Here is a 24,457-nt window from a genome sequence, read left to right as displayed (position 1 = left end):
CCCGCGGCCTACTCTTGGTAGCCATGGGCAGGCAGGCGACCACCGGTCGTGGTGCGCAGGGCGTACCCGGCTGGCTGCTCGCGTGCTGTGTGGCCGCACTCACCGTCGCCGCGCACGGCAGCGCGGGTGGCACGCTCGTCGACCTGTCGCTGACCGCGCTGCTGACCACCGTGCTGGCCTGGGGTGGCGCGTCGCTGGCCAGGCGCGGCGGACTGCGCACGCTGATCGGGGTGCTCGCCGCCACCCAGGCCGCCCAGCACCTGCTGCTCACCGAGATCGCCCACGTGCACCAGCCGGCACCCTCGGTGAACGGCTGGCTGATGTTCGGCACGCACGCGGTGGCCACCGTGCTCTCCGCGTTACTCCTGGTGCACGCGGGCAGTGCGCTGGCCGGGGTCGCGGCGGCGGTGCGCTGGCTGGTCGGCCGGCTGCCCGCGCTGTCGACGGGCAGGCCGACCGGCCCGACGCACCCGGCCCCCGCCATGGTGCTCGCCCGGCCGGGGGTCCTGCTCGAGGTCCTGCTGCGCCGGGTCAGCCAACGGCGAGGACCGCCGGCGCGCTCCTGAGTCGACGGTCCGATACCGGCACGCCCACTGGGCCTGCCGGCCTCCCCCAAGCTTCAGGAGTGAGCGTTTCACCATGTCCACCAACGGATTCAAGCGCGCCGCCGCACTGGTCGCGGTCACCGGCGCCGCCCTGCTACTCGGCAGCGGTGCCGCCTCGGCACACGTGACCGCCAAGATCCTCGGCGAGCCAGCCGAGCAGGGCAGCTACAGCAAGATCACCTTCCGGGTGCCGAACGAGAAGGACGACGTCGGCACCATCAAGCTCGAGGTCAAGCTGCCGGCCGACGCGCCGATGAGCTCGGTTCGGCCCAAGCCGCTGCCCGGCTGGACGGCCAAGGTCACCAAGGCCAAGCTCGCCGAGCCGATCGAGTCGCACGGCGCCGAGATCACCGAGGCGGCCAGTTCGGTCGTCTGGACGGCCAGCGCGGGGACGCGCATCGCCCCGGGCGAGTTCGGTGAGTTCGAGCTGTCTGTGGGCCCGCTGCCGGAGGTCGACCAGCTGGTCATCCCCGCGCTGCAGACCTACGAGGGCAACGTGGTCGTCGCCTGGGACGCACCGCCGCCTGCCGACGGTGCCGAGGAGCCGGAGCACCCGGCACCGGTGATCGCGCTCAGCCCGGCGACCGAGGACGGCGAGGACCCGGTGGCCCCCGCGGCCAACGAGAGCCCGGCCGACACGGACACCGACACCGACACCGACACTGCGGCCGCCGCCGACAGCTCGGACAACACCGCCCGCTGGCTCGGCGGCGCCGGCCTGGTCGTCGGCGCGCTCGGCCTCGGCTTCGGGGTCGGCGCCACCCTGCGGGCGCGGCGCGCTGGCGGCGACAAGTCGTGAGGCGCGCAGCCGTCGTCGTGCTGGTGGCGTTCCTGACCATGACCGGGCTGGCCACCCCGGCCGCCGCCCACAACCAGTTGATCGCCAGCAACCCGGTCGACAAGGCGACCGTCGAGCAGGGCCCGACGACCATCGAGCTGACCTTCGACCAGCCGGTGCAGAAGGGCGACGGGCTGAACACCATCGCCGTCACCGGCCCGGAGAACACGAACTGGTCGGTCGGCGACGCCGAGGTGGCCAGCAACGTGGTCTCCGCGACGGTCGACGCGCTCGGCCCGGCGGGCGAGTACAAGATCGGCTACCGGATCCTGTCGGCGGACGGTCACCCGGTGAGCGGCGACCTGACGTTCACCCTGACCACGGCCGGTGCCGGCACCCCGGCGCCGGCCAGTTCCGAGAGCGGCGGCACGGCGGCCGACTCGGGCGACGACGGCGGGCTGCCGGTCTGGGTGTGGATCCTCGGTGCGGTGGTGCTGCTCGGCGCCGGCCTGACCGTGGCGCTGCGGATCGGCGGCAAGCAACCGCGATGACCCACCCGCGATGACCCGATGACCCGGGCCAGGGCCACCGCGCCCGTCCGGTTCCGGCCGGCCGCCGTCCTGGTGACGGCGGCCGTCGCCGGCACCCTGGTCGGCCTGGCGATCACCGCCGCCGCGCCGGTGCCCGGCGTGCCGGAACCGGACGCGGTGGTCCGGTACGGGTTGCCGATCGTGCGGGTGCTGCTCAACGTCGCCGCCGTGGTCACCGTCGGGCTGAGCCTGCTGCCGCTCCTGCTCGGGCACGACCGGCCGGCGCGCGCCGAGCCGATCATGGCCCTCGCCCGGCGGCTGGCCACGGCCTCCGCCCTGGTCTGGGCGGTGTGCGCGCTGGTGGCGCTGGTGCTGCAGACCGCGGAGGTGCGCCCGGGCGCCGGCGTGTCCCTCGGGGAGGTGGCCGGGTACGTCGGCGAGGTCGGCGCCGGCAAGGCGTTGCTGTTCGTCGCCGGGCTCGCGCTGGTGTCCTTCTGTCTCGGGCTGGCCGCGATCCGGGTCGGTGCCCAGGTCCCGGCCGAGCTGCGCGCGGCGGTGGCGCTGTTCGCGTTGCTGCCGCTGCCGGTGACCGGCCACGCGACGAACTTCCGCTGGCACGACTTCACCATGGTGTCCCTCGAACTGCACGTGCTCGGCGCGGCCGTGTGGACCGGTGGGCTGGGCGCGGTGGCGGTGCTGGTGGCGGCGAACCGGTCGTTGCTGGCCACCGCCCTGCCCAGGTTCTCCGTGCTGGCCACCGGCTGTCTGGTGGTGGTGGCGGCCACCGGGATGTTCAACGGGTTCGTCGAGCTGACCGGGCCGAGTGGGCTGGTCGACGCGTTGTTCGGCACCGGCTACGGCGCCCTGGTCCTGCTGAAGCTGAGCTGCCTGGTCCTGCTGGCCGCGTTCGGCGCGCACATCCGGTGGCGGCTGCTGCCCGCGATCACCCGGCAGCGCCCGACCGCGCTGGTCGCCTGGGCGGCCGTCGAGCTGGCGGTGATGGGGCTGGCGATCGGCTTCGCGGTCGTGCTGTCCCGCGCCCCGGTGGGCTGACCCCCACCTGGATCCGTACGTCACTCGGGCCGATCTGGTTGCATTTCTATCCACACGAAACTGTGAACGGACTTGGTCGGCCGTTCACCGCGCGCACAATCGAGGAGCTGGACCTCAGGCGAAGTTGTCGCCCAACGGACTGGCCTAACGGCGAATGGTCAGTCCTGTTCGGTGAACTGCGTCGAGGAGAGGCTCGACCGTCGACGAATGACCGCGATCCGAGACACCGCACCGGATCCGTGCTCCTCGAGCTCCCGGCGGGAGATCCAACCGGCGGCGTGGTGGCGGTAGGCCTGGGACAGCATCACCAGCTCGGCGAGGAAGTCCGCTGCCCGGCGTCTGCTGGCCTCGGGGAGCCTGGCGACCAGCGGCAACTGCGCGGCCACCACCTTGTCCAACATCCGCGCGGACGCGAGCGCACGACGAGCGCTCCGTCGCGGCAATGTCACTACCCTGCGCCTAGCCACCGGTATGGCCACCTCGTTCGGGGAGGAGAATGGGCTAGCTCAACCGAGCGTAGCGCGCGTGGTGCGAACGACCCCTACTGCCTGTCACCCGAGCGATCAATTCCCCGCTGACCACCCCGACGACCTGCGCAGACACTCCGCGGGCGCGGCACGCCCATCCAGAGATTCGCCGGTCCACTGCGGAGCGTTACGGGCAAGTGGGCCGAGCTGCCCCGAACGGGTCAGGTGTAGCGGGCCCAGCGGGCCGAGGTGTCCCCACCACGGACGTCCGCGAGCCGGCGGAACAGCTCCGGCCGCACCTCCGGGCGGCTCGACAGGATCGGCAGCACGCTGGTGATGAGCTTCAGCTCCCGCACGTCGCGCAGCACCTGGAAGACCGGTGACCTGGTCACATCCATGCCGTAGGTGCGGACGAACTCCCGGTACCGGCCCACCGGCTCGCCGAAGCGCACGACCCCGACCGCGAGCGGCGTGGAGTCCCACTCCGGCGGCCCGAGGCTGGCCGAGTCGAAGTCGCACAGGACCGGCCCGGCCGCCGACGGGATGAGGTTGCCAAGGTGCGCGTCCCCGTGCAGCAGTACCGGCGGATGCGGGAACTCCACGGCCGCCAGCCGATGGCTGACCTCGTCGTAGAGGTTGTGCAGAAAGGCCAGGTCGGCGGCGGCCAGCCCGACCGCCTCACCGATCCGCCGGCGCACGTCGTCCAGCGGCTCCCATGCCGGCAGCCGGAACGACGGCTCGGGCAGCTCGTGCAGTCTGCGCAACAGTTTGGCCAGGTCACGGCCTCGTGGCCGGCGTCCACCCGGCGGCACCGTCTCCCAGACGGTGGCCAGATACCGCCCGGCGTGCACCGGCTGGACGATGCCGGGCAGCAACCGCACCGCCGGCACCCCGTGTTCGGCCAGCCACGTGGCCACCCGGACCACCTTGTCCGCCCGGTGCCGCAGCGCGTTGGACGCCACGATCCGCACCACCACGGGCTGGCCGGCCAGCTGGAACACCGCGTTGTTCGTGCACCGCAGCAGGCGGGCCCCGGTCGGGTCGAGCCCGGCGGCGGCACACACCGCGGTGACCGCCTCGGCCAGGCTGGCCTGGGAGAACTGGCCGTCGCGGCCCGGTGCCATGTCCGACGTCGACGTCGCGGTCATGGGCAGCCCCGTCACCTCAGGAGGCGTCAGCCTCGTGGAGCCTGCTGATCGTGTCGGCCAGTTCGCGGGCGTCGGTGTAGTTGCGGCGCTTGTCCGCCTCGGTCTTCAGCGGCAGCAACCGGTCGCGCACCCGGCGCGACTTGAGGTGTTGGGCCAGGTCAACGGCCTGGTGGCCGATCTTGGCGCCGTGGTCGATGTCGCCGTCGAGCAGGTGGTTGGTGGCCAGGAAGCTCAGGTTGAACGCCTTGCTCCGCGCCATCTCGTCGCCGTAGGAGCTGATCGCCCGGTGTAGCGCCGGGATGGCGTACTTCGTGTGCTTGGCGTCCACTTCCTGGGCCAGCACGGTGTGCACCGTGCCGATCATGGCGTAGACGTCGTCCTCGTTGAAGAACTTGACCCAGTCCTCGGCCTCGCCGGCGTTGGCCCTGGAGAACTCGTCCCTGGTGCGGCCGATGAGCTTCATCGTCTGGTCCTCGTGGCCCATCATCGCGTAGGCCCATGCCTGGTTCGCGCAGATCACGGCCACCGCGAGCTCCGAGCCGGACTCCTGGGCGGCGATCTGGCCGAGCTGGAACATCTTCAGCGCGTCGTCCGGGGCTTCTTTGTGCAGGTAGACCCGGCCCATCCGGTACAGGATGTTGGCCACCAACTGGTTGGAGTCCCCCGCCTTCGCGAGCTCGAGCGCCCGGCCGAAGTGGTTGCGCGCCGAGTCGATCAGGCCGATGTCGAACGAGGTCCAACCGGCGAGATTGTGCAGGTCGGCCAGTGCGACATGCAGCCGCTGCTTGACCAACTCCGACCCTGACGCGCTGAGCATCTGCTGTCCCCAGGAAAGCTGGGCGACCACGGCGTCCCGACAGAACCCGCCGCCGTACTGGTAATCCAGCGACCGAAGCGCCCTGGTGGCGGCCTCGACCTGGCGAACATCGGTCATCCCGATGCGACCAGGGGCGGGCGTCAACACCGGGTTGGACACCCACGATCCTGAGTCAGCGCCGAGCACGTGCGCACCGACCGCCACCGCGGCGGCGTGCGCAAGAAACTTCCGACGCTTCACGATCTCCGGCTCCTCAGCCTCCGGGGCTTCGCGCGTCTCGGCCACTCTGGCAGCCGTGACTTCGTCGTACGCGAGGCCCATGTATCCCCTCGGGACACCCAGGCCGTCAGCGATCCGCACGAGCACGTCGTAGGCCATGACCTGACGACCCTTGAGGATCTCCGACACCTCGGACTGTGACTGACCGGTCATCGCCGCGATCTGGCGTTGTGACACGCCCTTGCGTCGCAGCAGCTTGTAGATCGTGCTGACCTCCCGCGCGGCCAGCGCGCGCCGCATCTCCTTGTCTTCCCACACATCTCGCGTAACGGAAGAGCTCTGAGACCCGATGGAGTTCATTCCGCCCCCTCACAGTCCGCTGGGCGTCAGCAGCAATGTATGCGCACTTCACAAGCCGGGAGAAGTGCGAATCGGCGAACCTGATCGGTCCGACCGAAGTTCGTCGACCGCTTACCGTGGGACGGCCGCCGATCGGCGCTGTGACACACCAATCAGTGTTCTCAGGCACCAATGTAGTTGCTTGTAAGCGTACGAGCACGGAGGGATTCCGAGACGGTGGAACTGGTCAAGACCGCAGCGGCCCCGGTCCAGGCGACCCAACCTCGCCAGGAGCACCGCGGTGAACTGCACGGTTCCGCACTCGGTCGCCAGGTGTGGCGGATCAACTGCGGGGACATCGTCAACCGCGAACGTTGCCTCACCGTGTTCGTCGAACGCAATCGGGTGGTCCTCGTCGGACCGCCGGGCGAAACCGCGGTCCTCACCACCGGCCAACTCGGCCAGTTGCGGGTCGCGCTTCGTGAGGCCGCCGAGCAGGCGGAAAGGTAACGGTGACTCCTCCGATGGACGAGATACTCGGGCAGGTACTGCGCAACGCGGTGTGGGAGCGACTCGACATGCTCTCCGAGCTCGCCGACCGCGCCGACGCGCCGTCCCTGCTGTCGGTGGCCCGCTCCGAACTTCCCAGGCTGACCGAGGGCTGGCGGGCCATGCTCGCCGCCCACGAACCGGACGAGAAGGGCAACTGCCCGGTGTGCTCGACCCGGTGGCGGCAGCAGAAGGCCCCGTGCTCGGTGTGGCAGGCGGCCTACGAACACCTGGTCGCCGGCGGTCTGGCGCCGAGTCCGTCCAACGCCCGGCGCGTGCTGGCCGAGAAGAAGGCCGCCAAGCAGCGGCCGACCTCGGCGCCCGGCCGGTTGGCGAACGCCAGGTGAGCACCGCTGGACCGTGGCCCCCGGACACGGGCGCGGTCGTCGGTCCGGCAGCTCCACCCGCAACTCCATAGTCTCCGCGAACCGGTGCTGTTGTACTCCCCCTCCCCCGACCAGCATCGGTTCGCGGCTCCACCACCGGAACGACCCCCGCGCACGCAGTGGGGGTCGTTCCGCGTTTGACCGCCCAAATCGGACAGTCGTATCCGACGCTCGTTTCCGCTGGTCAAAGATTTGTGGATGCGCCGGCAGTTCTTCGGCACGATGGAGGCAGCCCAGGGTCCAAGGAGAACAAGTGGCAACTTCTGTTTCGTTGCGAAAGCAACCTGTGCAGCAGCGCAGCGCGAAACGGGTCGAACAGATGCTCGAGGCCTGTGCCGCACTTATCGACGAACTCGGCTATGACGGAGTCACCACCACGTTGATCGCCGAGCGGGCCGGGGTGGCAGTCGGTTCGCTGTACCAGTTCTTTCCGGACAAACGCGCCGTCGTCCAGGCGCTCACCAAACGCAACCTCGACCGCTTCGCCGCCGAGATCGACCGCAGGCTCGACTGGGCACACCTCGAGCACTGGTGGGACGGGGTCGACGAGATCATCGACATCTACGTCGAGATGTACCGCTCGGTGCCCGGGTTCGCCAGGATCCGCTTCGGTGACGTCATCGACCTGCGGTTCATCGAGGACGAGCGGGACAACAACACGGTGATCGCGGAGAACGTCGCCGCGGTGGTCGCGGCCAAGAGCGGCCTCCCGGTGGAGCGCCTGTTCCGCCAGATCACCATCGCCAACGAGATCGGCGACGCGCTCCTCGCGCTCGCCTTCCGGCGCAAGCTCTTCGCCGAGCAGGACATGATCGACGAGGCGAAGCGGGTGGTCCGCGCGTACCTGGCGAGCCAACGCTGACAACACCGCTAACCGAAACAGTGGCCCTCGCCGCGGTAGGTCGGCACGGTCGCGGTGATCCGGTCGTCCTCGAGCACGTGGTATTCGGTGAACCGCTCGGCGAGCTCGCCCGCCTTGGTGTGCCGTAACCAGACCCGGTCGCCGACCCGCAGGTCCCTGGCCGCCCGCCCGGCGACCGGGGTCTGCACCTCACCCGCGCCCTCGGTCGCCAGCAGCGACAGTCCGGCCGGCAGATAGGGGCTGGGCAACCGGTCCTGGCCGGCCGTGCCGGACGCGTGGTACCCACCGCTGAACAACGTCGCGATGCCGCGCTTCGGCTTGCGCACCACGGGCAGCGCGAACAGCACCGCGGGCACCGGGGTGAACCGGCGGTAGTTGTCGAACAGCGTCGGCCCGACCAGCCCGGAGCCGGCGGCGACCTCGGTGACCGAGGAGTCCGTGCCCGTGGTCTCGATGCTGCCGGTGCCACCGCCGTTGACGAACTCCAGGTCCGCCACCTCCCGCACCGCCCGCACGGCCGCGGCCCGCCGCCTGGTCAGCTCGGCGGTCGAGCGCTCCTGCATGTACCGCAGCAGCGCGCCGCGCAGCGGCCGGCCGGCCGGCTCGTCGCCAAGGCCGGCGATCTGTCCCTCGTAACCCATCAGCCCGACCAGGTCGAAGCCGGGGCGCGCGGTCACCGCGTCGGCCAACGCCCCCGCCTGCCGCGCGCTGAACACCGGTGACCGCCGGGTGCCGACGTGCAGCAGGTCCCGGCCGAACAGCGGCCGCCAGGACACGTCCAGCTCAAGGCACACCCGGATGTCCGGGTGCCCCAAGCCGAGCGCGGCGTCGACCACTGCCAGCTGGTCGACCGAGTCCACCATGATCGAGATCCGCTCGCTGGCGTGCCGGTCGGCGGCCAGCGCGCGCAGTGCGCCGTGGTCGGTGGTCGGGTAGGCGACCAGGATGTCGGTCGTCTCGAGGTCGGTGCCCGCCCACTCGCCGGCCAGCCACAACGCCTCGGCCAGCGAGTAGGCCATGACGCCGGCGAACCCCGGCCGGCGCAGCACCCGCTCTAGCAGGAACCGGCAGCGCACCGATTTGCTGGCCACCCTGATCGGTCGCCCGGCGGCACGGCGCACCAGGTCCTCGGCGTTGTGGTCGAATGCGTCAAGGTCAACGAGCGCGAGCGGGGCGTCCAGGTGCTTGGTCGCCGTGTTCAGTCGTGCGAGGTTGAACCGCGTCTGGTCTGGCACGGGCCAACGGTACGACTTGGGAGGAACCTTGGCAGCCCAATCCACCGCCTGGCGCAACTGGGCCGGCACCGAGGCGGCCATCGCGGCGAGCCTCGTCCGGCCACGGGACCTCGGTGAGCTGACAGCGGCGGTCGCCGGCGCCACCCGCGACGGGCGCACGATCCGCGCGCGCGGCAGCGGCCACTCGTTCACCTCGGTCGGCGCGGCCCACGACATCGCGCTCGATCTCGGTGCGTTCACCGGGGTGCGCGTCGAGGACGCGAGCGCTGGGCTGGTCACCGTTGGCGCCGGCAGCACGCTGCGCGCGCTCAACGTCGAGCTGGACCGGCTCGGCCTCGCGATGACCAACCTCGGCGACATCGACGCGCAGACCATCGCCGGCGCGATCGCCACCGGCACGCACGGCACCGGCGCGCGCTTCGGCGGCATCTCGACCCAGGTCGCCGCGCTGGAGTTGGTGCTGGCCGACGGGTCGGTGGTGTCCTGCTCGGCCGACGAGCGGCCGGAGCTGTTCGCCGCGGCCAGGGTCGGCCTCGGCGCGCTCGGGGTGATCTCGACGGTGACGTTGCGCACCGAGCCCGCGTTCGTGCTCGCCGCGCGGGAACGGCCGGAGCCGTTGGTGGAGGTGCTGGCCGCGCTGGCGGAGAACTGCGCGGCCAACGACCACTTCGAGTTCTACTGGTTCCCGTACGGGTCCGACGCGCTGACCAAACGGAACAACCGCCTGCCGGCCGGGACGCGGCCGAAGCCGCTGTCGCCGGCGCGCCAGTTCGTCGAGTACCGGTTGCTGGAGAACACCGCGTTCGGCGGGTTGTGCCGGCTGGGCCGGGCGGTGCCGACGTTGGTGCCGGCGTTGAACAAGCTGTCCTCGTCGGTGCTCTCGGAGCGGGCGTACTCGGATGTGTCGCACCGGGTCTTCGCCACCAACCGGAGCGTGCGGTTCGTCGAGTCGGAGTACGCGATCCCGAGGGACGCGCTCGGCGAGGTGCTGGCCGAGCTGCGGGCGCGGGTGCCCCGGCTCGCGGACCCGGTGATGTTCCCGGTCGAGGTCCGGGTGGCGGCGGCCGACGACATCTGGCTGTCCACCGCCTACGAGCGCGACTCGGCCTACATCGCGGTGCACCAGTTCGTCGGCATGCCCTACCGGGAGTACTTCGCGCTGTTCGAGTCGATCGCCTGCGCCGTCGGTGGGCGACCGCACTGGGGCAAGATGCACACCCTGGACGCGGCGGCGTTGCGCACGCGGTACCCGAGGTTCGACGACTTCCGCGCGGTGCGGGCCCGGGTGGACCCGGGTGGCACGTTCGCCAACCCGTACCTGGAGCGGGTGTTAGGGAAGGTCTAGCGCGCGGTCGATCGGGGTGTCCCCGCCGACCAGTTCGAGCGTCCGGCCGGCGGTCGCCGGCGTGTCCAGCAGTGCGACGAGCACCGCGGCCACGTCGTCGCGGCTCACCGAGCCGGCCGGCACGCGGGGGCCGATGGTGACCCGACCGGTGGCCGGGTCGTCGGTGAGGCGGCCGGGACGCAGGATGGTCCAGTCGAGCGGCCGGGCGGTCAGGTCCTGCTCGGCGGCCGCCTTGGCGCGCAGGTAGGTGGCGAAGCCGGGTTCGGTCGCCTGGTCGTCGGCGCGGTCCAGTCCCATGGCGCTGACTTGCAGGAACCGCTGGACCTTCGCCGCCTGCGCCGCGTCGGCGAACAGCACCGCGGCGCCCCGGTCGACGGTGTCCTTGCGCGCGGCACCACTGCCGGGGCCCGCACCGGCGGCGAACACCGCCACATCGGCGCCGTCGACCGCGGCGGTCACCTCGTCGACCCCGGCCGACTCGAGATCGAGCAGCACGGCGTCCCCACCAGCGGCCCGTACGTCCGCGATGTGATCGGGATTACGCACGATCCCGACCACGGTGTGGCCGCCGGCGACGAGCCGGGCGGTGAGCAGCAACGCGATCTTGCCGTGCCCACCGGCGATGATGATCCGCATTCAGGCCACGGTACAGAGAATCTGTTCGTAGGCCAGTTCGGTCAGCCACCGCTGGGTGCCGTCCACCGGCGCGGCCGCCCGCTCGCCGCGCCCCGGCAGGTCGAGGTCGACCTCCGGTCCCGGCGCGGCACTGAGCACGCCGACCCCGTAGGCCCGTGCCCTCGGCAGGCAGTTGACCAGGTAGTCGTTGGTCAGCACCACCGACATCGGCAGCACCATCGCCGCGTCGCACCAGCGTAGGAACGGCACCGCGTTGACCAGCCCCGTCCGCCAGTGCCGCGCGACCGCGAGCGCCCCCACGATGCGCACCGCCGGTTCTGGCACTCGCCCGGAGAACTCCGGCCACGCCCAGGTGGACACGGTCGCCCGGTCGACCTCGGGTCCCTGCCCAAGACAGATACGTTCGGCATGTGCGTCCGGCATCAGCTGCGCCACCAGACAGACTCGGCGGCCAAGCAGCTTCATCTCCGGCAACACAACCCCCTGCCAACCAAGCTGGCACGCCGCCGAGGCGGCCAGCTCGTCGACCGATGCGGGCAGCTCGACGGGAGGGACAAGAGGTGACGGCACCGCCGTCAGGTTGTCCACTGCCGCCGCCGCGCGCCCTGGAATGCCCGTCACGAACTCAGCCCTCTCGATTACCGTCGCGCCGATCGGCTCCGGCCATCCCCTGCCAAGCGCGGCGTTTTTTGGTACATGTCTGGCCTACCAGTTGCTGCACGTGCAGACGCAGACGAAGCACCACCCCCTGCGACCGGCGGCGCAACCCCGTCGATAACCGGTCGACGACCGGCATCAAGACTTCTGCCCGACAGTGCCGCCGTCTGGGTGAGTCCTGAGCTAACCGGCAACCCCCCAAAAAACCCACCCAACCCACCCCAAAACACCCACCCCCACCAACCAAAGATCAACAACCCCAACCCCCACCAACCCAAAAACCAACCCAAAAACAGAAGAGACCAACCCACCCAGAAACCAGGTCCGCAACCGCGACCAACCCACAATCCACGACTTGATCACCGCCGGCACACACACAGCACGCCAAGATCGCGGTTCAGAATCCAGTAACAGCCGGTAAACACACGGCCCTGAAATTGATCACAAGAAGCCACGCTGGTCAACACACAGCGCAACAGCGCCGGGTCAGCAGAAGCTCGCACCGTGGGGGGTTTGGGGGGCTCGGCCCCCCAGCATGATGACGACCGCCCCGGCGAAGGTGCGAAGCACCGAGCAGGGATACCCCAAGGTCGTGGGCGAGGGGGGAGTTGAACCCCCACGTCCTTACGGACACACGGACCTGAACCGTGCGCGTCTGCCATTCCGCCACTCGCCCGAGTGGAACGCGAGGAAGCCTACACGGTCCTCAATCGGGTTTGCACATCGCACTGTCCTACAGCCTGTACACGGATACGATCGGACGAGAAGCACACGTGCGGAAGGAGGTACCCATGGGCATCGGTCAGCGGCTCAACCGCAAGCTGGAGAACCTCGTGGGCAACTCGTTCGCCCGCGTGTTCGGTGGCAGCGTCGTGCCCCAGGAGGTGGCGCAGGCGCTGCTGCGTGAAGGTGAGGCCAACGTCCGTGAGCTGGCTGGTGCCCGGTTGCTCGCCCCGAACCACTACGTGGTGACTCTCGGTGCCACCGACCACGAGAATTTCGCCGGGGACGAGGACCGCACGACAGCGCTGCTCGCGGACTGTGTCGAGGAGTATCTCTCCGAGCACCACTGGGACACCTATGGTGACGTCGTAGTCTCCCTGGAGCGCTCCGACGCGCTGCACACCGGACAGTTTCGAATACGCTCGGCCGTCAACCCGGACGTCATGGCTTCCGCCAGGGCTCCCGGGGCCAAGCGGTCAGCACCACCCCGCAACGCAGGAGACCGATCCATGAGCCAGCCTCCCGGCTACGGCCAGCCGCCCGAGGGCGACCCGTACGGTCAGCAGCAGTACGGCTACGGCCAACAGCAAGGTTACGAACAGGGTTACGGCCAACAGCAGGGCTACGGCCAGCAACAGGGCTACGACCAGGGCTATGGCCAACAGCAAGGCGGCTACAGCCAGCCGCAGGGCTACGACCAGGGTTACGGCCAACAGCAAGGCGGCTACGACCAGGGCTATGGCGGCCAACAACAGGGCTACGGCGGCCAGCAGCAAGGCTACGACCAGGGCTATGGCGGCCAACAGCAAGGCGGCTACGACCAGGGCTACGGCGGCCAGCAGCAGGGCTACGACCAGGGTTACGGCGGCCAGCAGCAAGGCGGCTACGACCAGGGCTACGGCCAGCAGCAGGGCTACGGCCAACAGGGCAGCGACCCCTACGCGCAGCAGGGCTACGCCCCGCCTGCCGTGCAGACCGGTCCGCGCCAGCTGAACGCCAGCCTGCAGCTCGACGACGGCTCGAACCGCACCTACTCGCTCAAGCAGGGCGGCAACGTCGTCGGCCGGGGGCAGGACGCGGACTTCCGGCTGCCGGACACCGGGGTCTCCAGGCGACACCTGGAAATCACTTGGGATGGCCAGAGTGCGACACTGGCCGACCTGGGGTCCACGAACGGGACGACGGTGAACGGCACCCCGGTCCAGACCTGGCAGCTCGCCGACGGCGACGTGATCCGCATCGGGCACTCGTCACTGGTGTTCCGTACCCAGGGCTGATCAGCCGTACCAGAAGCCCAACCGCAGGCAAACCGCCGCGCGGTCCTCACCCATCTCCTACGGCGGGAGCGTTCGCAGCAGGTGTTGCCAGAGCTGGTTGTACAGCTGACCAGAGCAGGGTTTCTCGCCCTGCTCTGGTTGTTCGTGCTGGCCGCATTACGGGTCGTCCGCTCAGACCTGTACGCCGCGGCAGGCCTTCGTGTTTCGGTCCCGGGATTCCGCCGCTCGGCGGAGAAAAAATCCCGGGGCAAGGCGCCCCGTCAGCTTGTCGTGACCCACGGGGCACTGGCCGGGACCAGGATCTCCTTGGACGGCCGGCCGATCATGATCGGCCGGGCGGACGATTCCACGCTGGTGTTGGACGATGACTACGCCTCCACCCGTCATGCCAGGATCTCGCTTCGTGGAACTGACTGGTACGTCGAAGATCTGGGCTCAACGAACGGCACCTACCTCGACCGGGCTAAGGTCACGGCACCCCTCCGGGTGCCTCTTGGCGTCCCGATCCGAATCGGCAAGACGGTGATCGAGCTACGGTCATGACTCTCGTCCTTCGCTATGCGGCCCGCAGCGACCGCGGCCTGGTCCGTTCCAACAACCAGGACTCCGTGTACGCCGGCCCACGCCTGCTCTCGCTCGCCGACGGTATGGGCGGCCACGCCGCTGGCGAGGTCGCCAGCAAAGTCGTCATCGCCGCGCTGGCCCCGCTCGACGACGACGAGCCAGGTGAGGACCTCCTCGCCCAGCTCAGGGAGGCCACTCAAGCCGGCAACGGCGCCATCGCCGAGCTGGTCGCGAGTGACCCCGAACTGGACGGCATGGGCACCACGCTCACCGCGATCCTGTTCGCCGGCACCCGCATCGGTCTGGTGCACATCGGCGACTCGCGCGCCTACCTCCAGCGCAACGGCCAGTTCGCGCAGATCACCCACGACGACACGTTCGTCCAGTCGCTGATCGACGAAGGTCGCATCACCGAGGACGAGGCGGCCACCCACCCGCAGCGCTCGCTGCTGCTCAAGGCGCTCACCGGGCACGAGGTGGAGCCCAACCTGACCGTCCGCGAGGCACGGGCCGGGGACCGGTACCTGTTGTGCTCGGACGGCCTGTCCGGCGTGGTCACCCACGAGACGCTGGCTGAGACGATCAAGATCCCGGACGTACAGGCGTGCGCCGACCGGATGATCGAGCTCGCGCTCAAGGGCGGCGGCCCGGACAACGTCACGGTCATCGTCGCCGACGTGGTCGACATCGACTTCGGCGAGGACGCGCCGATCGTGGGCGGCGCCGCCGGTAACGGCCAGGACGAGCAGCCCCAACCCGACTCGCCGGCCTCGCGGGCCGGTGCGCTCACCGCGCCGAGGATCGAGCCGGTCCGCCAGGAGCCGGTCAAGCCCCCGCCGGACCCGAAGGTCAAGCGGCGCAAACGCATCCGGCTGTTAGTGATCCTGTTCCTGGTGTTGGTCGTGCTCGCCGGCGGCGGGGTGGCCACCTGGGTGGTGGTGAACAAACAGTTCTTCGTCGGTGAGGCCGACGACGGTGAGATGGCGATCTTCCAGGGAGTGCGCGGCAACGTGTTCGGCATCTCGTTGAACACCAAGGTGCAGGGTTCGTGTGACCCGGCGGACACCACGTGCGACCGGTTCTACGTCGACGACCTGCGCCAGCTCGGGCGGGAGGCCGTCCGCTCCGGCACGGAGAGCTTCGACAACATCCCCGACGCCCGGCAGTTCATCCGGGACCTGCGCACCAAGTACCCGCTGCCGATCTGCGAGTCGCTGACCGAGCAGCAGCAGACCGGCGAGCCGGGCCAGGTCCCCGGCGTGACGTCGGCCCCACCGACCGGTGCCACGGGCACGCCGTCGGACACCGAGACCGAGGAACCGGCCGAAGAGCCGGAACCCGGCGTCAACTGCCGTGAGCCGCGCGGGGACGAGGGCGGTGGCTGATGACGCAGCCGGGGACAGCGGGTCCGCTGGCGCAGGGAAACGAGCCGCCGGGCAGTTCGACTCCGACCCGGCGCGGTACCGAACTGGCGATGCTCGCCTTCGCGGCTGGCCTGGTCACCGGCGCACTGATGCTGGTCGAGGCGAACCAGGAGCAACAGCTCACGATGCGCCTGGTCTACTACGGGCTCGCTTACCTGGTGTTGTTCGCCGGCGCGCACGCCGCGGTGCGCAAGTGGGCGCCCTACGCTGATCCGCTGATCCTGCCGTGCGTCGCGCTGTTGAACGGCATCGGCCTGGTGATGATCTACCGGATCGACCTCGCGCTGTTCGAGCGGTACGGGGACAACTGGTCGGACGCCGCGCCCAAGCAGGTGCTGTGGACCACGATCGCGCTGGTGATGTTCGCCGCCGTGCTGAAGTTCCTGCCCGACCACCGCACGCTGTCCCGGTACGCCTACATGTTCGGCCTGGCCGGGCTGGTGCTGCTCGCGCTGCCGGGCATGTTGCCCGCCAGCCTGTCTGAGGTCAACGGGGCGAAGATCTGGCTTCGGCTCGGCATCTTCTCCATCCAGCCGGGTGAGTTCGCGAAGATCCTGCTGATGGTGTTCTTCGCCGCCTTCCTGGTCTCCAAGCGCGACCTGTTCACCGTGGCCGGGCGCCGGGTGCTCGGCGTCGACCTGCCACGGGCGCGGGACATGGGACCGATCCTGTTCGCCTGGGGCATCTGCGTGGCGATCATGGTCTTCGAGAAGGACCTCGGCACCGCGTTGCTGTTCTTCGGCGTCGTGCTGGCGCTGCTGTACGTGGCCACCGAGCGGTTCATCTGGGTCGGGGTCGGCCTGTTGCTGTTCATCGCCGGCAGCTTCCTCGCCTACAAGATGTTCGGCCACGTGCAGGGCCGGGTGGAGAGCTGGCTGGACCCGTTCGGCAACTACGAGGGCGGCGGCTTCCAGCTGGCGCAGGCGCTGTTCGGCTTCGGCACCGGCGGGATGTTCGGCACCGGCCTCGGCTCCGGTCGCCCGGAGATGCTGCTGTTGCAGGCCAACTCCGACTTCATCACCGCGGCGATCGGCGAGGAGCTCGGCTTCATCGGGCTGGCCGCGCTGCTGCTGGTGTACATGCTGCTGGCGATGCGCGGGCTGCGCAGCGCCGTCGCGGTGCGCGACAGCTTCGGCAAGCTGCTCGGCGGCGGCCTGTCCTTCACCCTGACCATGCAGATCTTCCTGGTCATCGGCGGCGTGACCACGCTGATCCCGCTGACCGGGATCACCGCGCCGTTCCTGTCCGCCGGCGGTTCCTCGCTGCTGGCCAACTACGTGCTGGTCGCCCTGCTGCTGCGGATCTCCGACGCCGCGCGCCGCCCGCAGGCGCAGGCCAAGCCCAAGCCGGTGACGCAGGCGCCGATCGCGGAGGCACACACGGTGATGGTGGAGAGACCCTCATGAACACCCCACTACGCCGGGTCGGTCTCGTCATGCTCGCCATGATCGTGCTGCTGCTCGGCAACATCACCTACATCCAGCTGGTCGACGCGGACGACTACCGCAACGACGCCCGCAACCAGCGAGTCCTCTACGAGGAGTACGGCCGCCAGCGCGGCCGAATCCTCACCTCCGACGAGAAGATCATCGCGAACGTCAAGGCGACCGACGACCGGCTGCAGTTCCAGCGGACCTACGCCAACGGGCCGATGTACGCGCCGATCACCGGCTTCTACTCGGTCCGCTACGGCGCGACCGGCCTGGAACGGTCCGAGGACGAGATCCTCAACGGCTCCGACGACCGGCTGTTCGTCCGCCGCCTCTCCGACCTGGTCACCGGCCGCGACCCCCGCGGCGGCAACATCGTGACCACCATCGACTCCCGTGTGCAGACCGCCGCCTACGAGGCCATGACCAACAGCGGGTACAAGGGCGCGGTGGTCGCGCTCGACCCGAGGGACGGCCAGATCCTGGCGATGGTGTCCACCCCGTCGTTCGACCCGAGCGGCCTGGCCGACCACGACCCGGACACCCAGGAAGAGACCTACAACAAGTTCAGCGACGCGAACGACCCGCGCAAGCCGATGCTCAACCGGGCGATCGCCGAGAACTACACCCCTGGCTCGACGTTCAAGCTGATCACCGCGGCGGCCGGGCTCGAGGACGGCCGGGACAAGGACACCCAGCTGATGGCCGCGTCGGGCATCGACGTGCTCACCGGCGACCCGTGCAACCCGTCCGACGGCGGCACCCGCTGTATGAGCAACTACAACGAGAACACCTGTGGCAGCGGCCAGACCGCGTCGATGGCGACCGCGCTCGAGCTGTCGTGCAACACCGCGTTCGCCCAGCTGGCTGGCGAGCTCGGCGCGGACAAGCTGAGCCGCCAGGCGGCCCGCTTCGGCGTCGGCGACACCGACCTGACGATCCCGTTGTCGGTGGTGCCCTCGTGTGTCGGCCCGGTGGCCGGCGGGAACTGCATGACCATCGCGGACAAGGGCGCGCTGTACCAGAGCGGCATCGGCCAGAAGGACGTGCGGCTCACCGCGCTGGAGAACGCGGTGATCGCCGGCACGATCGCCAACGGCGGCTCGCGGATGCGCCCGCAGCTGGTCAAGCAGGTGCTCGCGCCCGACCTCGAGGTCATCACCGAGTACAACCAGGAGGAGCTGGGCGAGGCGATGTCCTCGGACAACGCGGAGGCGTTGCGGGACATGATGATCCTCTCCGAGAACCACACCGGCGGCGAGGGCAAGCGCGACGAGGGCGAGATCGCCTCCAAGACCGGTACCGCCGAGACCGGCGCCGACCCGAAGAACACCCCGCCGTTCGCCTGGTATGTGGCCTTCGCCCCGGCGGACAACCCGGAAATCGCGGTAGCCGTGGTGGTAGAAAGCAGTGATGTCGCGGCGACCGGTGGCAAACTGTCCGCCGCCATCGGGCGGGCAACCATCGATGCCGCGCTGGCCAGGGGGAACTGAAAGCAGATGCTGACATCAGGCCAGCTCCTCGCCGAGCGATACCGGCTCGCGCGCCGGATCGCGGTCGGCGGCATGGGCGAGGTCTGGGAGGCCGCGGACACCCGGCTCGACCGCCGGGTCGCGGTCAAGGTGCTCAAGCCGGAGCTGTGCGGGGACGCGGAGTTCCTGCACCGGTTTCGCACCGAGGCCCGCACCACGGCGTCGCTCAACCACCCCGGTATCGCGGCGGTGCACGACTACGGCGAGACCGCGGCCATCGTCGACGGGCCGAAGGACACCGCCTACCTGGTGATGGAGCTGGTCGAGGGCGACCCGCTGGCGGCGATCCTGGCCAAGGAGCGGCGGATCAGCGCCGACCGCACGCTGGACATCCTGGAGCAGGCCGGCAACGCGTTGCAGGCCGCACACGAGCGCGGGTACGTGCACCGGGACGTCAAGCCGGGCAACATCATGGTCACCCCGACGCCGGATGGCCGGGTCGTGGTGAAGCTCACCGACTTCGGCATCGCCAAGGCGGCCGACGCGGCCCCGGTCACCCGGTCCGGGATGGTCATGGGCACCGCCCACTACATCGCGCCCGAGCAGGCGCTCGGCCACGAGGCCGAGCCGGCGAGCGACGTGTACTCGCTGGCCGTCGTCGGCTACGAGTGTCTCGCCGGCCACCGGCCGTTCCTGTCGGAGAACGCGGTGACCGTGGCGATGATGCACATCCGCGACCTGCCGCCGCCGCTGCCACCGGACGTGCCGCCGCACGCGCGGGTGGTGGTGGAGGCCACGCTGGCGAAGGACCCGGCGCAGCGCTACGGCAGTGGTGGCGAGTTCGCCGCCGCGGTGGCGTCGGTGCGCGCCGGGCTGCCACTGCCAGCGCCGTCCGGCCGCGCGCTCACCCCCGCCCACCACGGGCAGGCCAGCGCGAGCAATCCGCAGATGCTGCCCGTCGGCCCGCCGAGCGCGCCGCACCAGGCGCCGGGAACCGGCTCGTTCCCGCCGGGTGGCTTCCCCGGGCCTCGACGAAACCGCACCGGGTGGTGGGTACTGGTTATCGTGCTCGTGGTGGTGTTGCTCGCCCTGGCCGGATTCGGGCTGGCGGCACTGCTGGACGGCGACCGGGACACCGGTGGCCAGTCGCGTCCGCAATCGTCGGCCACCGCCGACAGTGACAGCGGCAGCGGTGAACGCGACACTGAAGACAGCGACGAGAACGGCAGCGGCAGCGAAGCCGGTGCGCAACCCGGCAACCCGCCGATGCCGACGCACGACGACGAGACCGACGAGAACCCGAACGACATCGTCGTCGTTGACAGCAATGACTACATCGGCCTGTCGGCGGCCGAGGTGTCGGATCGACTACGGCGGTCCGAGCTCAAGCCGGTGGTGGAGGCCGAGGATGGTCGGCCTCCGGAGGATCCAGAGCGGTGCATGGTGATGAGCGTGGAGGACGACGGGCCGGTGCCAATCGGCTCGGAGGTCCTCGTCCACTGCGAAGAAGTGGGATCACCGTGAGTCCGCATGCGTGGGAACCTCCTGCCGACCCGACGAGTCCGAGCGCCGCACACCCGCAGACGAGGATCGAGACGACAGACCGATGACCAGTCCCAGACTGCTCTCCAACCGGTACGAGCTGGGCGCGGTGCTCGGCTACGGCGGCATGTCCGAGGTGCACAAGGGTCGCGACGTGCGCCTCGGCAGGGACGTCGCGGTGAAGGTCCTGCGCGCCGACCTGGCCCGTGATCCGCAGTTCCAGGAGCGTTTCCGCCGAGAGGCGCAGAACGCGGCCGCGCTGAACCATCCAGCGATCGTGGCCGTGTACGACACCGGTGAGACCAGGACCGATCACGGCCCGCTGCCCTACATCGTCATGGAGTACGTGGACGGGCGGACGCTGCGCGACATCGTGAAGACCGAGGGTCCACTGCCCGGTCAGCGCGCGATGGAGATCATGGCCGACGTCTGCGCGGCGCTGGACTTCTCCCACCGGCACGGGATCGTGCACCGGGACGTGAAGCCGGCGAACGCGATGATCACCAAGACCGGTGCGGTCAAGGTGATGGACTTCGGCATCGCCAGGGCGGTGGCCGACGGTCAGGTGGCGGTGACCCAGACCGCGGCGGTGATCGGCACCGCGCAGTACCTTTCGCCAGAGCAGGCGCGCGGTGAGGCGGTCGACGCCCGCAGCGATGTCTACGCGGCCGGGTGTGTGCTGTTCGAGCTGCTCACCGGTGAGCCGCCGTTCACCGGTGACTCCCCGGTCGCGGTGGCCTACCAGCATGTTCGGGAGGACCCGAAGCCGCCGTCGTCGCTCAACCCGAGGGTGATCCCCGCGCTGGACGCGATCGTGCTGAAGGCGATGTCCAAGGGCGCGCCCAACCGCTACCAGTCGGCGGCGGAGATGCGCACCGACCTGGTGCGGGTGCTGTCCAACCAGCGGCCGATGGCGCCGATGGTGATGACCGACGAGGACCGCACGTCGATCATGGCCCAGGGGCGCGGGGGGGCCGCGGACCAGACGCGGGGCCGGCACCGGCCGCAGACCCTGGCCAAGCAGTACGACGAGTACGACCCGTACGAGGACGACGAGGACGAGCGGCGGCGGAAGCGGAAAAAGGGCTGGCTGATCGCGCTGTTCGCGATCCTCGCGATCGGCCTCATCGGGTTGATCATCTGGCTGCTGAGCAACACGTTCAACACCGAGGCGCCGTCGAACGACTACACGGTGCCCAACCTGGTCGGGCAGAACGCCGCCGAGGCCCAACGCAAGCTGGCCGACGCGGACATCCAGGTGGTGCAGAAGCTGACGCCGTGTCAGCCGGCGCCGGACGGCTCGCCGGGACCGTGCGAGGCGGACAGCATCGGGAAGGTCATCGACACGACGCCCAAGGCGGGCGCGAAGATGAAGCGGACCGAACGCGTCACCCTGATGATCGGCACGGCGCCAGAGCAGGTCAAGGTGCCCGACGTCAGCGGCCAGTCGGACAAGGCGGCCAGGCAGATCCTCGCCGAGGTGGGGCTGACCGTGGCGCCGGAGGTGAAGACCGAGGAGACCGAGGACCCGGACCAGGTCGGCAAGGTCATCGGGCAGAGCCCGGCCCCCGGTCAGCCGGTGGACCGAGGCAGCCAGGTGACGTTGACCATCGGCAAGGAACAGGAGACCGAGACCGTTCCGGACCTGACCGGGCAGGACGTGGAGACCGCCAGGCAGAACCTGGAGAACTTCGGGTTCGAGGTGGCGATCGAGGAGGTGTCCTCGGACCAGCCGGCCGGCACCGTGGTCGGCCAGGACCCCAGTGGTGGCGAGGCGGCACCGGGATCGACGGTCACGTTGAAGGTGTCCAAGGGCGACCAGGACGAGAAGATCACCATGCCGAGCCTGGACGGTCTGACCCCGGACGAGGCGAACAACCGGCTGCGCGGGCTCGGGTGGGAAGGTGAGCTGAACGTGCAGTCCGGCGGGGAGACCAACGACCCGGGGCTGTTCGGGCGGATCGTGGACCAGGAGGTCGGCGAGGGCCAGGAGATCGAAAAGGACCAGCGGATCGGCGTCCGGATCGCGACCCAGCCAGGAAACGGCAACTGAGTCAGACCGGTGTCGCGGCCGAGGTGTGGTCACCGACCGGCCGCGACACCGGTTCTTTGTTTCGGGGTGTCAGGCGGTGGCCGGTCCTTCGCGAAGTAGCGTGAGGACACTGTCGAGCTTGGACTCGATGCCCTCGAACCGCCGATCGTGGCCATCAAATCTGTGGGAGAAGCGCTTCTCAATGCTGTCGAAGCGTTTCTCGACGCTGTCGAAGCGTTTCTCCATGTCTGTGCGCAGCTGCACGACTTCTGTGCCCAGCTGTATGCGTAGTTGTCGGACCTCGCCCTTGATCTCGTCGGCCAGGGTGTAGAGGTCTTCGATGTCGTGGGTGTGTTGGGAGGAGCGGCGCTTCAGTTCGGTCACCGTCTCGTCCAGCTCGTTGTGCATGACAGCGAGATTATGAGCGAACTCCGCGCCACGCCAAACGGTTGTCCACAGGGAGAAGGTTGTCCACAACCAGGGCTTATGGGGTTGACGCCGCGTCCGCGAGGACTCTCATCTGCGTTGTCAGTTCCACGATCCGGCGTTCGGACACGGTGTGCCCGCAACCGGCCAGCCAGTTCGCCAACAGGCGGTGGCCGCCCTCGGTGAGCACCGACTCCGGATGGAACTGGACACCGTCGACCGGCAGGTCCCGATGCCGCATCGCCATCACCACGCCGCCCTCGGTGCGCGCGGTCACCTCGAACTCGGCCGGAATGGTCTCCGGCAACACGGTCAGCGAGTGGTACCTGGTCGCGGTGAACGGATCCGGCAGACCGGCGAGCACGCTCACGCCGTCGTGGTGCACCACGCTCGTCTTGCCATGCAACAGTTCCGGGGCACGGTCGACGGTCGCACCCCAGGCGACGGCGATCGCCTGGTGGCCGAGGCACACGCCGAGCACCGGCACCGACTCGGCCGCACACCGGCGCACGACCTCGATGCTCGAGCCGGCCCGCTCCGGCGTGCTCGGCCCCGGGCTGACCAACACGCCGTCGACGCCGGCGAGGGCGTCCGGCGCGGTCAGCGCGTCGTCGTCATTGCGGCGGACCACGCACTCCGCGCCGAGCTGAGCCAGGTACTGGACCAGGTTGTAGACGAAACTGTCGTAGTTGTCGACCACCAGAACCCGCATAACCACCCTACTTCCCCGCTCTACTCCACAATGGACGTCCGAAGTGGACAGTAGTGCTACTACTCGGCCGTGACGTTGTTGAACGGCAGCAGCGGCTCCAGCCACGGGAACACCACGAACAACAGCAGCGCGGCCACCCCGAGCCCGAGGATCACCGCGAGCACGACTCGAACGGCGGGCGGGCCTGGCAGAATTCGCCAGATCCAGCCGTACATCAGGCGGTCTCCTGCATCGCCGCCGGTCGCTCGTCCGGCTTGCTCGGGTCCTTCGGGATGTGCTCGACGAGCACCGCGTGCACGATCAGCCGCTCCTTGTCGGAGAAGCGGGGGTGGCAGGTGGTCAGCGTCATCAGCGACGCCATCTCACCAGAGCTGGCCGTCACCCCCGGCTGGTGTGGCACCGGCGCGATCACCCCGCCGTTGGTCGGCAACACGATCTCCTGGCCGACCAACTCCGCGTACGGGCCGCCGAGCGGGCTCACGTCCTTGCAGCGCGGGTCCGTGCCCTTGGTCTCGGCCCAGTCGGCCTTCTCCTCGGCCAGCGGCACCATCCGGTAGGTGTACCAGCTGTACTGGGTCTCCACCACGATCGCGTCGCACGACTGGATCAGGTTGACGTCGTTGAACGGCGCGCCCTTGCCCACCCGGTGCCCGGCGACGGAGAAGTTGCCCGGCTGCCCGGGGTAGGCGGTGTCCGGGTAGTGCCCTGGGCCCACCTCGAGGCTCTCCGCCGTGGTGCCCTCGACGATGGTGAACTCGAAGTCCGCGCCGAAGACCGGGATGTACATCTTGGCGAACCCGTCGCCCTCACCGAGACCCTCGAAGTGGTCGGCGCGTTCCTGGCCCGGTTCGTCGTGCCAGCGGTCGTCCAGCTGTGCGGTGGCCTCCCGCTGCTTGCCGGCCGAGAGCAGGTCGGTGATGTAGACCTCATAGATCACGAACAGCAGCACCACCATGCCGAGGGTGATCAGCACCTCGCCGGCGGTCCGCACGATCGTGCGCGTCCGGTCCGGTTCCGGTGGGATCCGACCAGGACGAGGCCGGGGGGACGGGGCCAGATCGCCGAGATCCCCCGAGATCCGACCCGCGCCGCGGCCGAGATGTTCCACGGTGCCCACAGCGCGCTCCTTTCGATCCCCGACCTGTTGGTTCGCCGGTCTACTCGGCTACGTTAACGTGTTGCACAGTGGCGGTGTTCGACACGAACACGGTCGCGACCAAGCTACACGT

The 24,457-nt window shown here is 69.6% G+C and carries 25 protein-coding genes and 1 tRNA gene; 15 read left to right on the top strand and 11 right to left on the bottom strand.

The genetic code is table 11. The annotated features are described in order from the left end of the window. Positions 1–23: 23 nt before the first annotated feature. The 4 genes from ACYVIP_RS09910 to ACYVIP_RS09895 all read left to right on the top strand — a co-directional run bounded on the left by ACYVIP_RS09910 (position 24) and on the right by ACYVIP_RS09895 (position 2,966). A complete protein-coding gene (locus ACYVIP_RS09910; RefSeq protein ID WP_460394386.1) occupies positions 24–566 on the top strand; it encodes a hypothetical protein in 543 nt (180 codons plus the stop codon). 73 nt (positions 567–639) lie between these two features. After that, on the top strand, positions 640–1,404 hold the full coding sequence (locus tag ACYVIP_RS09905; protein ID WP_460394384.1) for a YcnI family copper-binding membrane protein: 765 nt from the start codon (positions 640–642) through the stop codon (positions 1,402–1,404). Then, complete coding sequence (locus tag ACYVIP_RS09900) at positions 1,401–1,934, top strand: copper resistance CopC family protein (RefSeq protein WP_460394382.1); 534 nt, start codon at positions 1,401–1,403, stop codon at positions 1,932–1,934. The genes ACYVIP_RS09905 and ACYVIP_RS09900 overlap by 4 nt, the downstream gene beginning before the upstream one ends. An 18-nt stretch (positions 1,935–1,952) precedes the next feature. Then, positions 1,953–2,966 carry a copper resistance D family protein gene (locus tag ACYVIP_RS09895; protein WP_460394380.1) on the top strand — a complete coding sequence of 338 codons (1,014 nt, stop codon included), beginning with the start codon at positions 1,953–1,955 and terminating at the stop codon, positions 2,964–2,966. A gap of 158 nt (positions 2,967–3,124) precedes the next feature. On the opposite strand, the gene ACYVIP_RS09890 is transcribed toward ACYVIP_RS09895, so the two are convergent. From ACYVIP_RS09890 to ACYVIP_RS09880, 3 genes are all read right to left on the bottom strand, one after another. After that, a complete protein-coding gene (locus ACYVIP_RS09890) occupies positions 3,125–3,415 on the bottom strand; it encodes a hypothetical protein (protein ID WP_460394378.1) in 291 nt (96 codons plus the stop codon). A 239-nt stretch (positions 3,416–3,654) separates the two neighbouring features. Then, the gene (locus ACYVIP_RS09885; RefSeq protein WP_460394376.1) at positions 3,655–4,581 is read right to left on the bottom strand and encodes a phosphotransferase; all 927 of its coding nucleotides are present in this window, start codon (positions 4,579–4,581) and stop codon (positions 3,655–3,657) included. Positions 4,582–4,597: 16 nt separating this feature from the next. Next, complete coding sequence (locus ACYVIP_RS09880) at positions 4,598–5,977, bottom strand: helix-turn-helix domain-containing protein (protein WP_460394374.1); 1,380 nt, start codon at positions 5,975–5,977, stop codon at positions 4,598–4,600. 216 nt (positions 5,978–6,193) lie between these two features. Between ACYVIP_RS09880 and ACYVIP_RS09875 the strand changes: the two genes are divergently transcribed. The 3 genes from ACYVIP_RS09875 to ACYVIP_RS09865 all read left to right on the top strand — a co-directional run bounded on the left by ACYVIP_RS09875 (position 6,194) and on the right by ACYVIP_RS09865 (position 7,753). After that, positions 6,194–6,466, top strand: coding sequence for a hypothetical protein (locus ACYVIP_RS09875; protein WP_460394372.1), 273 nt, complete (start codon positions 6,194–6,196; stop codon positions 6,464–6,466). Between the two features lie 14 nt (positions 6,467–6,480). Further along, positions 6,481–6,852: a hypothetical protein gene (locus tag ACYVIP_RS09870; RefSeq protein ID WP_460394370.1), complete on the top strand. Its 372-nt coding sequence runs from the start codon at positions 6,481–6,483 to the stop codon at positions 6,850–6,852. Positions 6,853–7,144: 292 nt separating this feature from the next. Continuing rightward, positions 7,145–7,753 carry a TetR family transcriptional regulator gene (locus ACYVIP_RS09865; protein ID WP_460394368.1) on the top strand — a complete coding sequence of 203 codons (609 nt, stop codon included), beginning with the start codon at positions 7,145–7,147 and terminating at the stop codon, positions 7,751–7,753. An 8-nt stretch (positions 7,754–7,761) separates the two neighbouring features. On the opposite strand, the gene ACYVIP_RS09860 is transcribed toward ACYVIP_RS09865, so the two are convergent. Further along, on the bottom strand, positions 7,762–8,988 hold the full coding sequence (locus ACYVIP_RS09860; protein ID WP_460394366.1) for an amino acid deaminase/aldolase: 1,227 nt from the start codon (positions 8,986–8,988) through the stop codon (positions 7,762–7,764). 28 nt (positions 8,989–9,016) lie between these two features. Between ACYVIP_RS09860 and ACYVIP_RS09855 the strand changes: the two genes are divergently transcribed. Beyond that, on the top strand, positions 9,017–10,333 hold the full coding sequence (locus ACYVIP_RS09855) for a D-arabinono-1,4-lactone oxidase (RefSeq protein ID WP_460394364.1): 1,317 nt from the start codon (positions 9,017–9,019) through the stop codon (positions 10,331–10,333). Here the strand turns inward: ACYVIP_RS09855 and ACYVIP_RS09850 are convergent. The 3 genes from ACYVIP_RS09850 to ACYVIP_RS09840 all read right to left on the bottom strand — a co-directional run bounded on the left by ACYVIP_RS09850 (position 10,319) and on the right by ACYVIP_RS09840 (position 12,302). Continuing rightward, on the bottom strand, positions 10,319–10,969 hold the full coding sequence (locus tag ACYVIP_RS09850) for an SDR family oxidoreductase (protein WP_460394362.1): 651 nt from the start codon (positions 10,967–10,969) through the stop codon (positions 10,319–10,321). The two genes, ACYVIP_RS09855 and ACYVIP_RS09850, sit on opposite strands and share 15 nt — an antisense overlap. Continuing rightward, positions 10,970–11,590 (bottom strand): hypothetical protein, encoded by a 621-nt coding sequence (locus ACYVIP_RS09845; protein WP_460394360.1) that lies wholly within the window; start codon positions 11,588–11,590, stop codon positions 10,970–10,972. A 629-nt stretch (positions 11,591–12,219) separates the two neighbouring features. Further along, positions 12,220–12,302 (bottom strand) — tRNA-Leu (locus ACYVIP_RS09840). Positions 12,303–12,417: 115 nt separating this feature from the next. Between ACYVIP_RS09840 and ACYVIP_RS09835 the strand changes: the two genes are divergently transcribed. From ACYVIP_RS09835 to pknB, 7 genes are all read left to right on the top strand, one after another. Further along, positions 12,418–13,626 carry a DUF3662 and FHA domain-containing protein gene (locus ACYVIP_RS09835; protein WP_460394358.1) on the top strand — a complete coding sequence of 403 codons (1,209 nt, stop codon included), beginning with the start codon at positions 12,418–12,420 and terminating at the stop codon, positions 13,624–13,626. Positions 13,627–13,710: 84 nt separating this feature from the next. Continuing rightward, a complete protein-coding gene (locus ACYVIP_RS09830; RefSeq protein WP_460394562.1) occupies positions 13,711–14,169 on the top strand; it encodes an FHA domain-containing protein FhaB/FipA in 459 nt (152 codons plus the stop codon). Continuing rightward, positions 14,166–15,575 carry a PP2C family protein-serine/threonine phosphatase gene (locus ACYVIP_RS09825; RefSeq protein ID WP_460394356.1) on the top strand — a complete coding sequence of 470 codons (1,410 nt, stop codon included), beginning with the start codon at positions 14,166–14,168 and terminating at the stop codon, positions 15,573–15,575. Before ACYVIP_RS09830 ends, ACYVIP_RS09825 begins: the two co-directional genes overlap by 4 nt. Then, on the top strand, positions 15,575–17,020 hold the full coding sequence (locus ACYVIP_RS09820; RefSeq protein ID WP_460394354.1) for an FtsW/RodA/SpoVE family cell cycle protein: 1,446 nt from the start codon (positions 15,575–15,577) through the stop codon (positions 17,018–17,020). The genes ACYVIP_RS09825 and ACYVIP_RS09820 overlap by 1 nt, the downstream gene beginning before the upstream one ends. Continuing rightward, positions 17,017–18,537, top strand: coding sequence for a peptidoglycan D,D-transpeptidase FtsI family protein (locus ACYVIP_RS09815; protein ID WP_460394352.1), 1,521 nt, complete (start codon positions 17,017–17,019; stop codon positions 18,535–18,537). The genes ACYVIP_RS09820 and ACYVIP_RS09815 overlap by 4 nt, the downstream gene beginning before the upstream one ends. Positions 18,538–18,543: 6 nt before the next feature. Continuing rightward, positions 18,544–20,040, top strand: a complete 1,497-nt coding sequence (locus ACYVIP_RS09810; protein ID WP_460394350.1) for a serine/threonine-protein kinase — start codon at positions 18,544–18,546, stop codon at positions 20,038–20,040. An 82-nt stretch (positions 20,041–20,122) separates the two neighbouring features. Further along, a complete protein-coding gene (gene pknB, locus ACYVIP_RS09805) occupies positions 20,123–22,111 on the top strand; it encodes a Stk1 family PASTA domain-containing Ser/Thr kinase (protein WP_460394348.1) in 1,989 nt (662 codons plus the stop codon). Positions 22,112–22,180: 69 nt separating this feature from the next. On the opposite strand, the gene ACYVIP_RS09800 is transcribed toward pknB, so the two are convergent. From ACYVIP_RS09800 to ACYVIP_RS09785, 4 genes are all read right to left on the bottom strand, one after another. Then, positions 22,181–22,498, bottom strand: a complete 318-nt coding sequence (locus tag ACYVIP_RS09800) for a hypothetical protein (RefSeq protein ID WP_460394346.1) — start codon at positions 22,496–22,498, stop codon at positions 22,181–22,183. Between the two features lie 76 nt (positions 22,499–22,574). Continuing rightward, positions 22,575–23,228 (bottom strand): aminodeoxychorismate/anthranilate synthase component II, encoded by a 654-nt coding sequence (locus ACYVIP_RS09795; RefSeq protein ID WP_460394344.1) that lies wholly within the window; start codon positions 23,226–23,228, stop codon positions 22,575–22,577. A gap of 59 nt (positions 23,229–23,287) precedes the next feature. Next, entirely contained in the window at positions 23,288–23,443 is a 156-nt protein-coding gene (locus ACYVIP_RS09790; protein ID WP_460394342.1) for a hypothetical protein, read from the bottom strand. Beyond that, positions 23,443–24,345 (bottom strand): class E sortase, encoded by a 903-nt coding sequence (locus ACYVIP_RS09785; protein ID WP_460394340.1) that lies wholly within the window; start codon positions 24,343–24,345, stop codon positions 23,443–23,445. Before ACYVIP_RS09785 ends, ACYVIP_RS09790 begins: the two co-directional genes overlap by 1 nt. Positions 24,346–24,457 lie beyond the last annotated feature (112 nt).

It is taken from the genome of Actinophytocola sediminis, from assembly GCF_054779715.1.
Note: the sequence above shows the minus strand (reverse complement) of the source record. Positions and strands in the feature narration are given on the sequence as shown.

Bases quoted from the DNA above. Each gene is read 5' to 3' on its own strand.
- ACYVIP_RS09835 (WP_460394358.1), top strand. From the start codon at position 12,418: ATGGGCATCGGTCAGCGGCTCAACCGCAAGCTGGAGAACCTCGTGGGC.
- ACYVIP_RS09910 (WP_460394386.1), top strand. From the start codon at position 24: ATGGGCAGGCAGGCGACCACCGGTCGTGGTGCGCAGGGCGTACCCGGC.
- ACYVIP_RS09815 (WP_460394352.1), top strand. From the start codon at position 17,017: ATGAACACCCCACTACGCCGGGTCGGTCTCGTCATGCTCGCCATGATC.
- ACYVIP_RS09880 (WP_460394374.1), bottom strand. From the start codon at position 5,977: ATGAACTCCATCGGGTCTCAGAGCTCTTCCGTTACGCGAGATGTGTGG.
- ACYVIP_RS09850 (WP_460394362.1), bottom strand. From the start codon at position 10,969: ATGCGGATCATCATCGCCGGTGGGCACGGCAAGATCGCGTTGCTGCTC.
- ACYVIP_RS09905 (WP_460394384.1), top strand. From the start codon at position 640: ATGTCCACCAACGGATTCAAGCGCGCCGCCGCACTGGTCGCGGTCACC.
- ACYVIP_RS09825 (WP_460394356.1), top strand. From the start codon at position 14,166: ATGACTCTCGTCCTTCGCTATGCGGCCCGCAGCGACCGCGGCCTGGTC.
- ACYVIP_RS09810 (WP_460394350.1), top strand. From the start codon at position 18,544: ATGCTGACATCAGGCCAGCTCCTCGCCGAGCGATACCGGCTCGCGCGC.
- ACYVIP_RS09795 (WP_460394344.1), bottom strand. From the start codon at position 23,228: ATGCGGGTTCTGGTGGTCGACAACTACGACAGTTTCGTCTACAACCTG.
- ACYVIP_RS09895 (WP_460394380.1), top strand. From the start codon at position 1,953: ATGACCCGGGCCAGGGCCACCGCGCCCGTCCGGTTCCGGCCGGCCGCC.
- ACYVIP_RS09790 (WP_460394342.1), bottom strand. From the start codon at position 23,443: ATGTACGGCTGGATCTGGCGAATTCTGCCAGGCCCGCCCGCCGTTCGA.
- ACYVIP_RS09885 (WP_460394376.1), bottom strand. From the start codon at position 4,581: ATGACCGCGACGTCGACGTCGGACATGGCACCGGGCCGCGACGGCCAG.
- pknB (WP_460394348.1), top strand. From the start codon at position 20,123: ATGACCAGTCCCAGACTGCTCTCCAACCGGTACGAGCTGGGCGCGGTG.
- ACYVIP_RS09800 (WP_460394346.1), bottom strand. From the start codon at position 22,498: ATGCACAACGAGCTGGACGAGACGGTGACCGAACTGAAGCGCCGCTCC.
- ACYVIP_RS09870 (WP_460394370.1), top strand. From the start codon at position 6,481: ATGGACGAGATACTCGGGCAGGTACTGCGCAACGCGGTGTGGGAGCGA.
- ACYVIP_RS09820 (WP_460394354.1), top strand. From the start codon at position 15,575: ATGACGCAGCCGGGGACAGCGGGTCCGCTGGCGCAGGGAAACGAGCCG.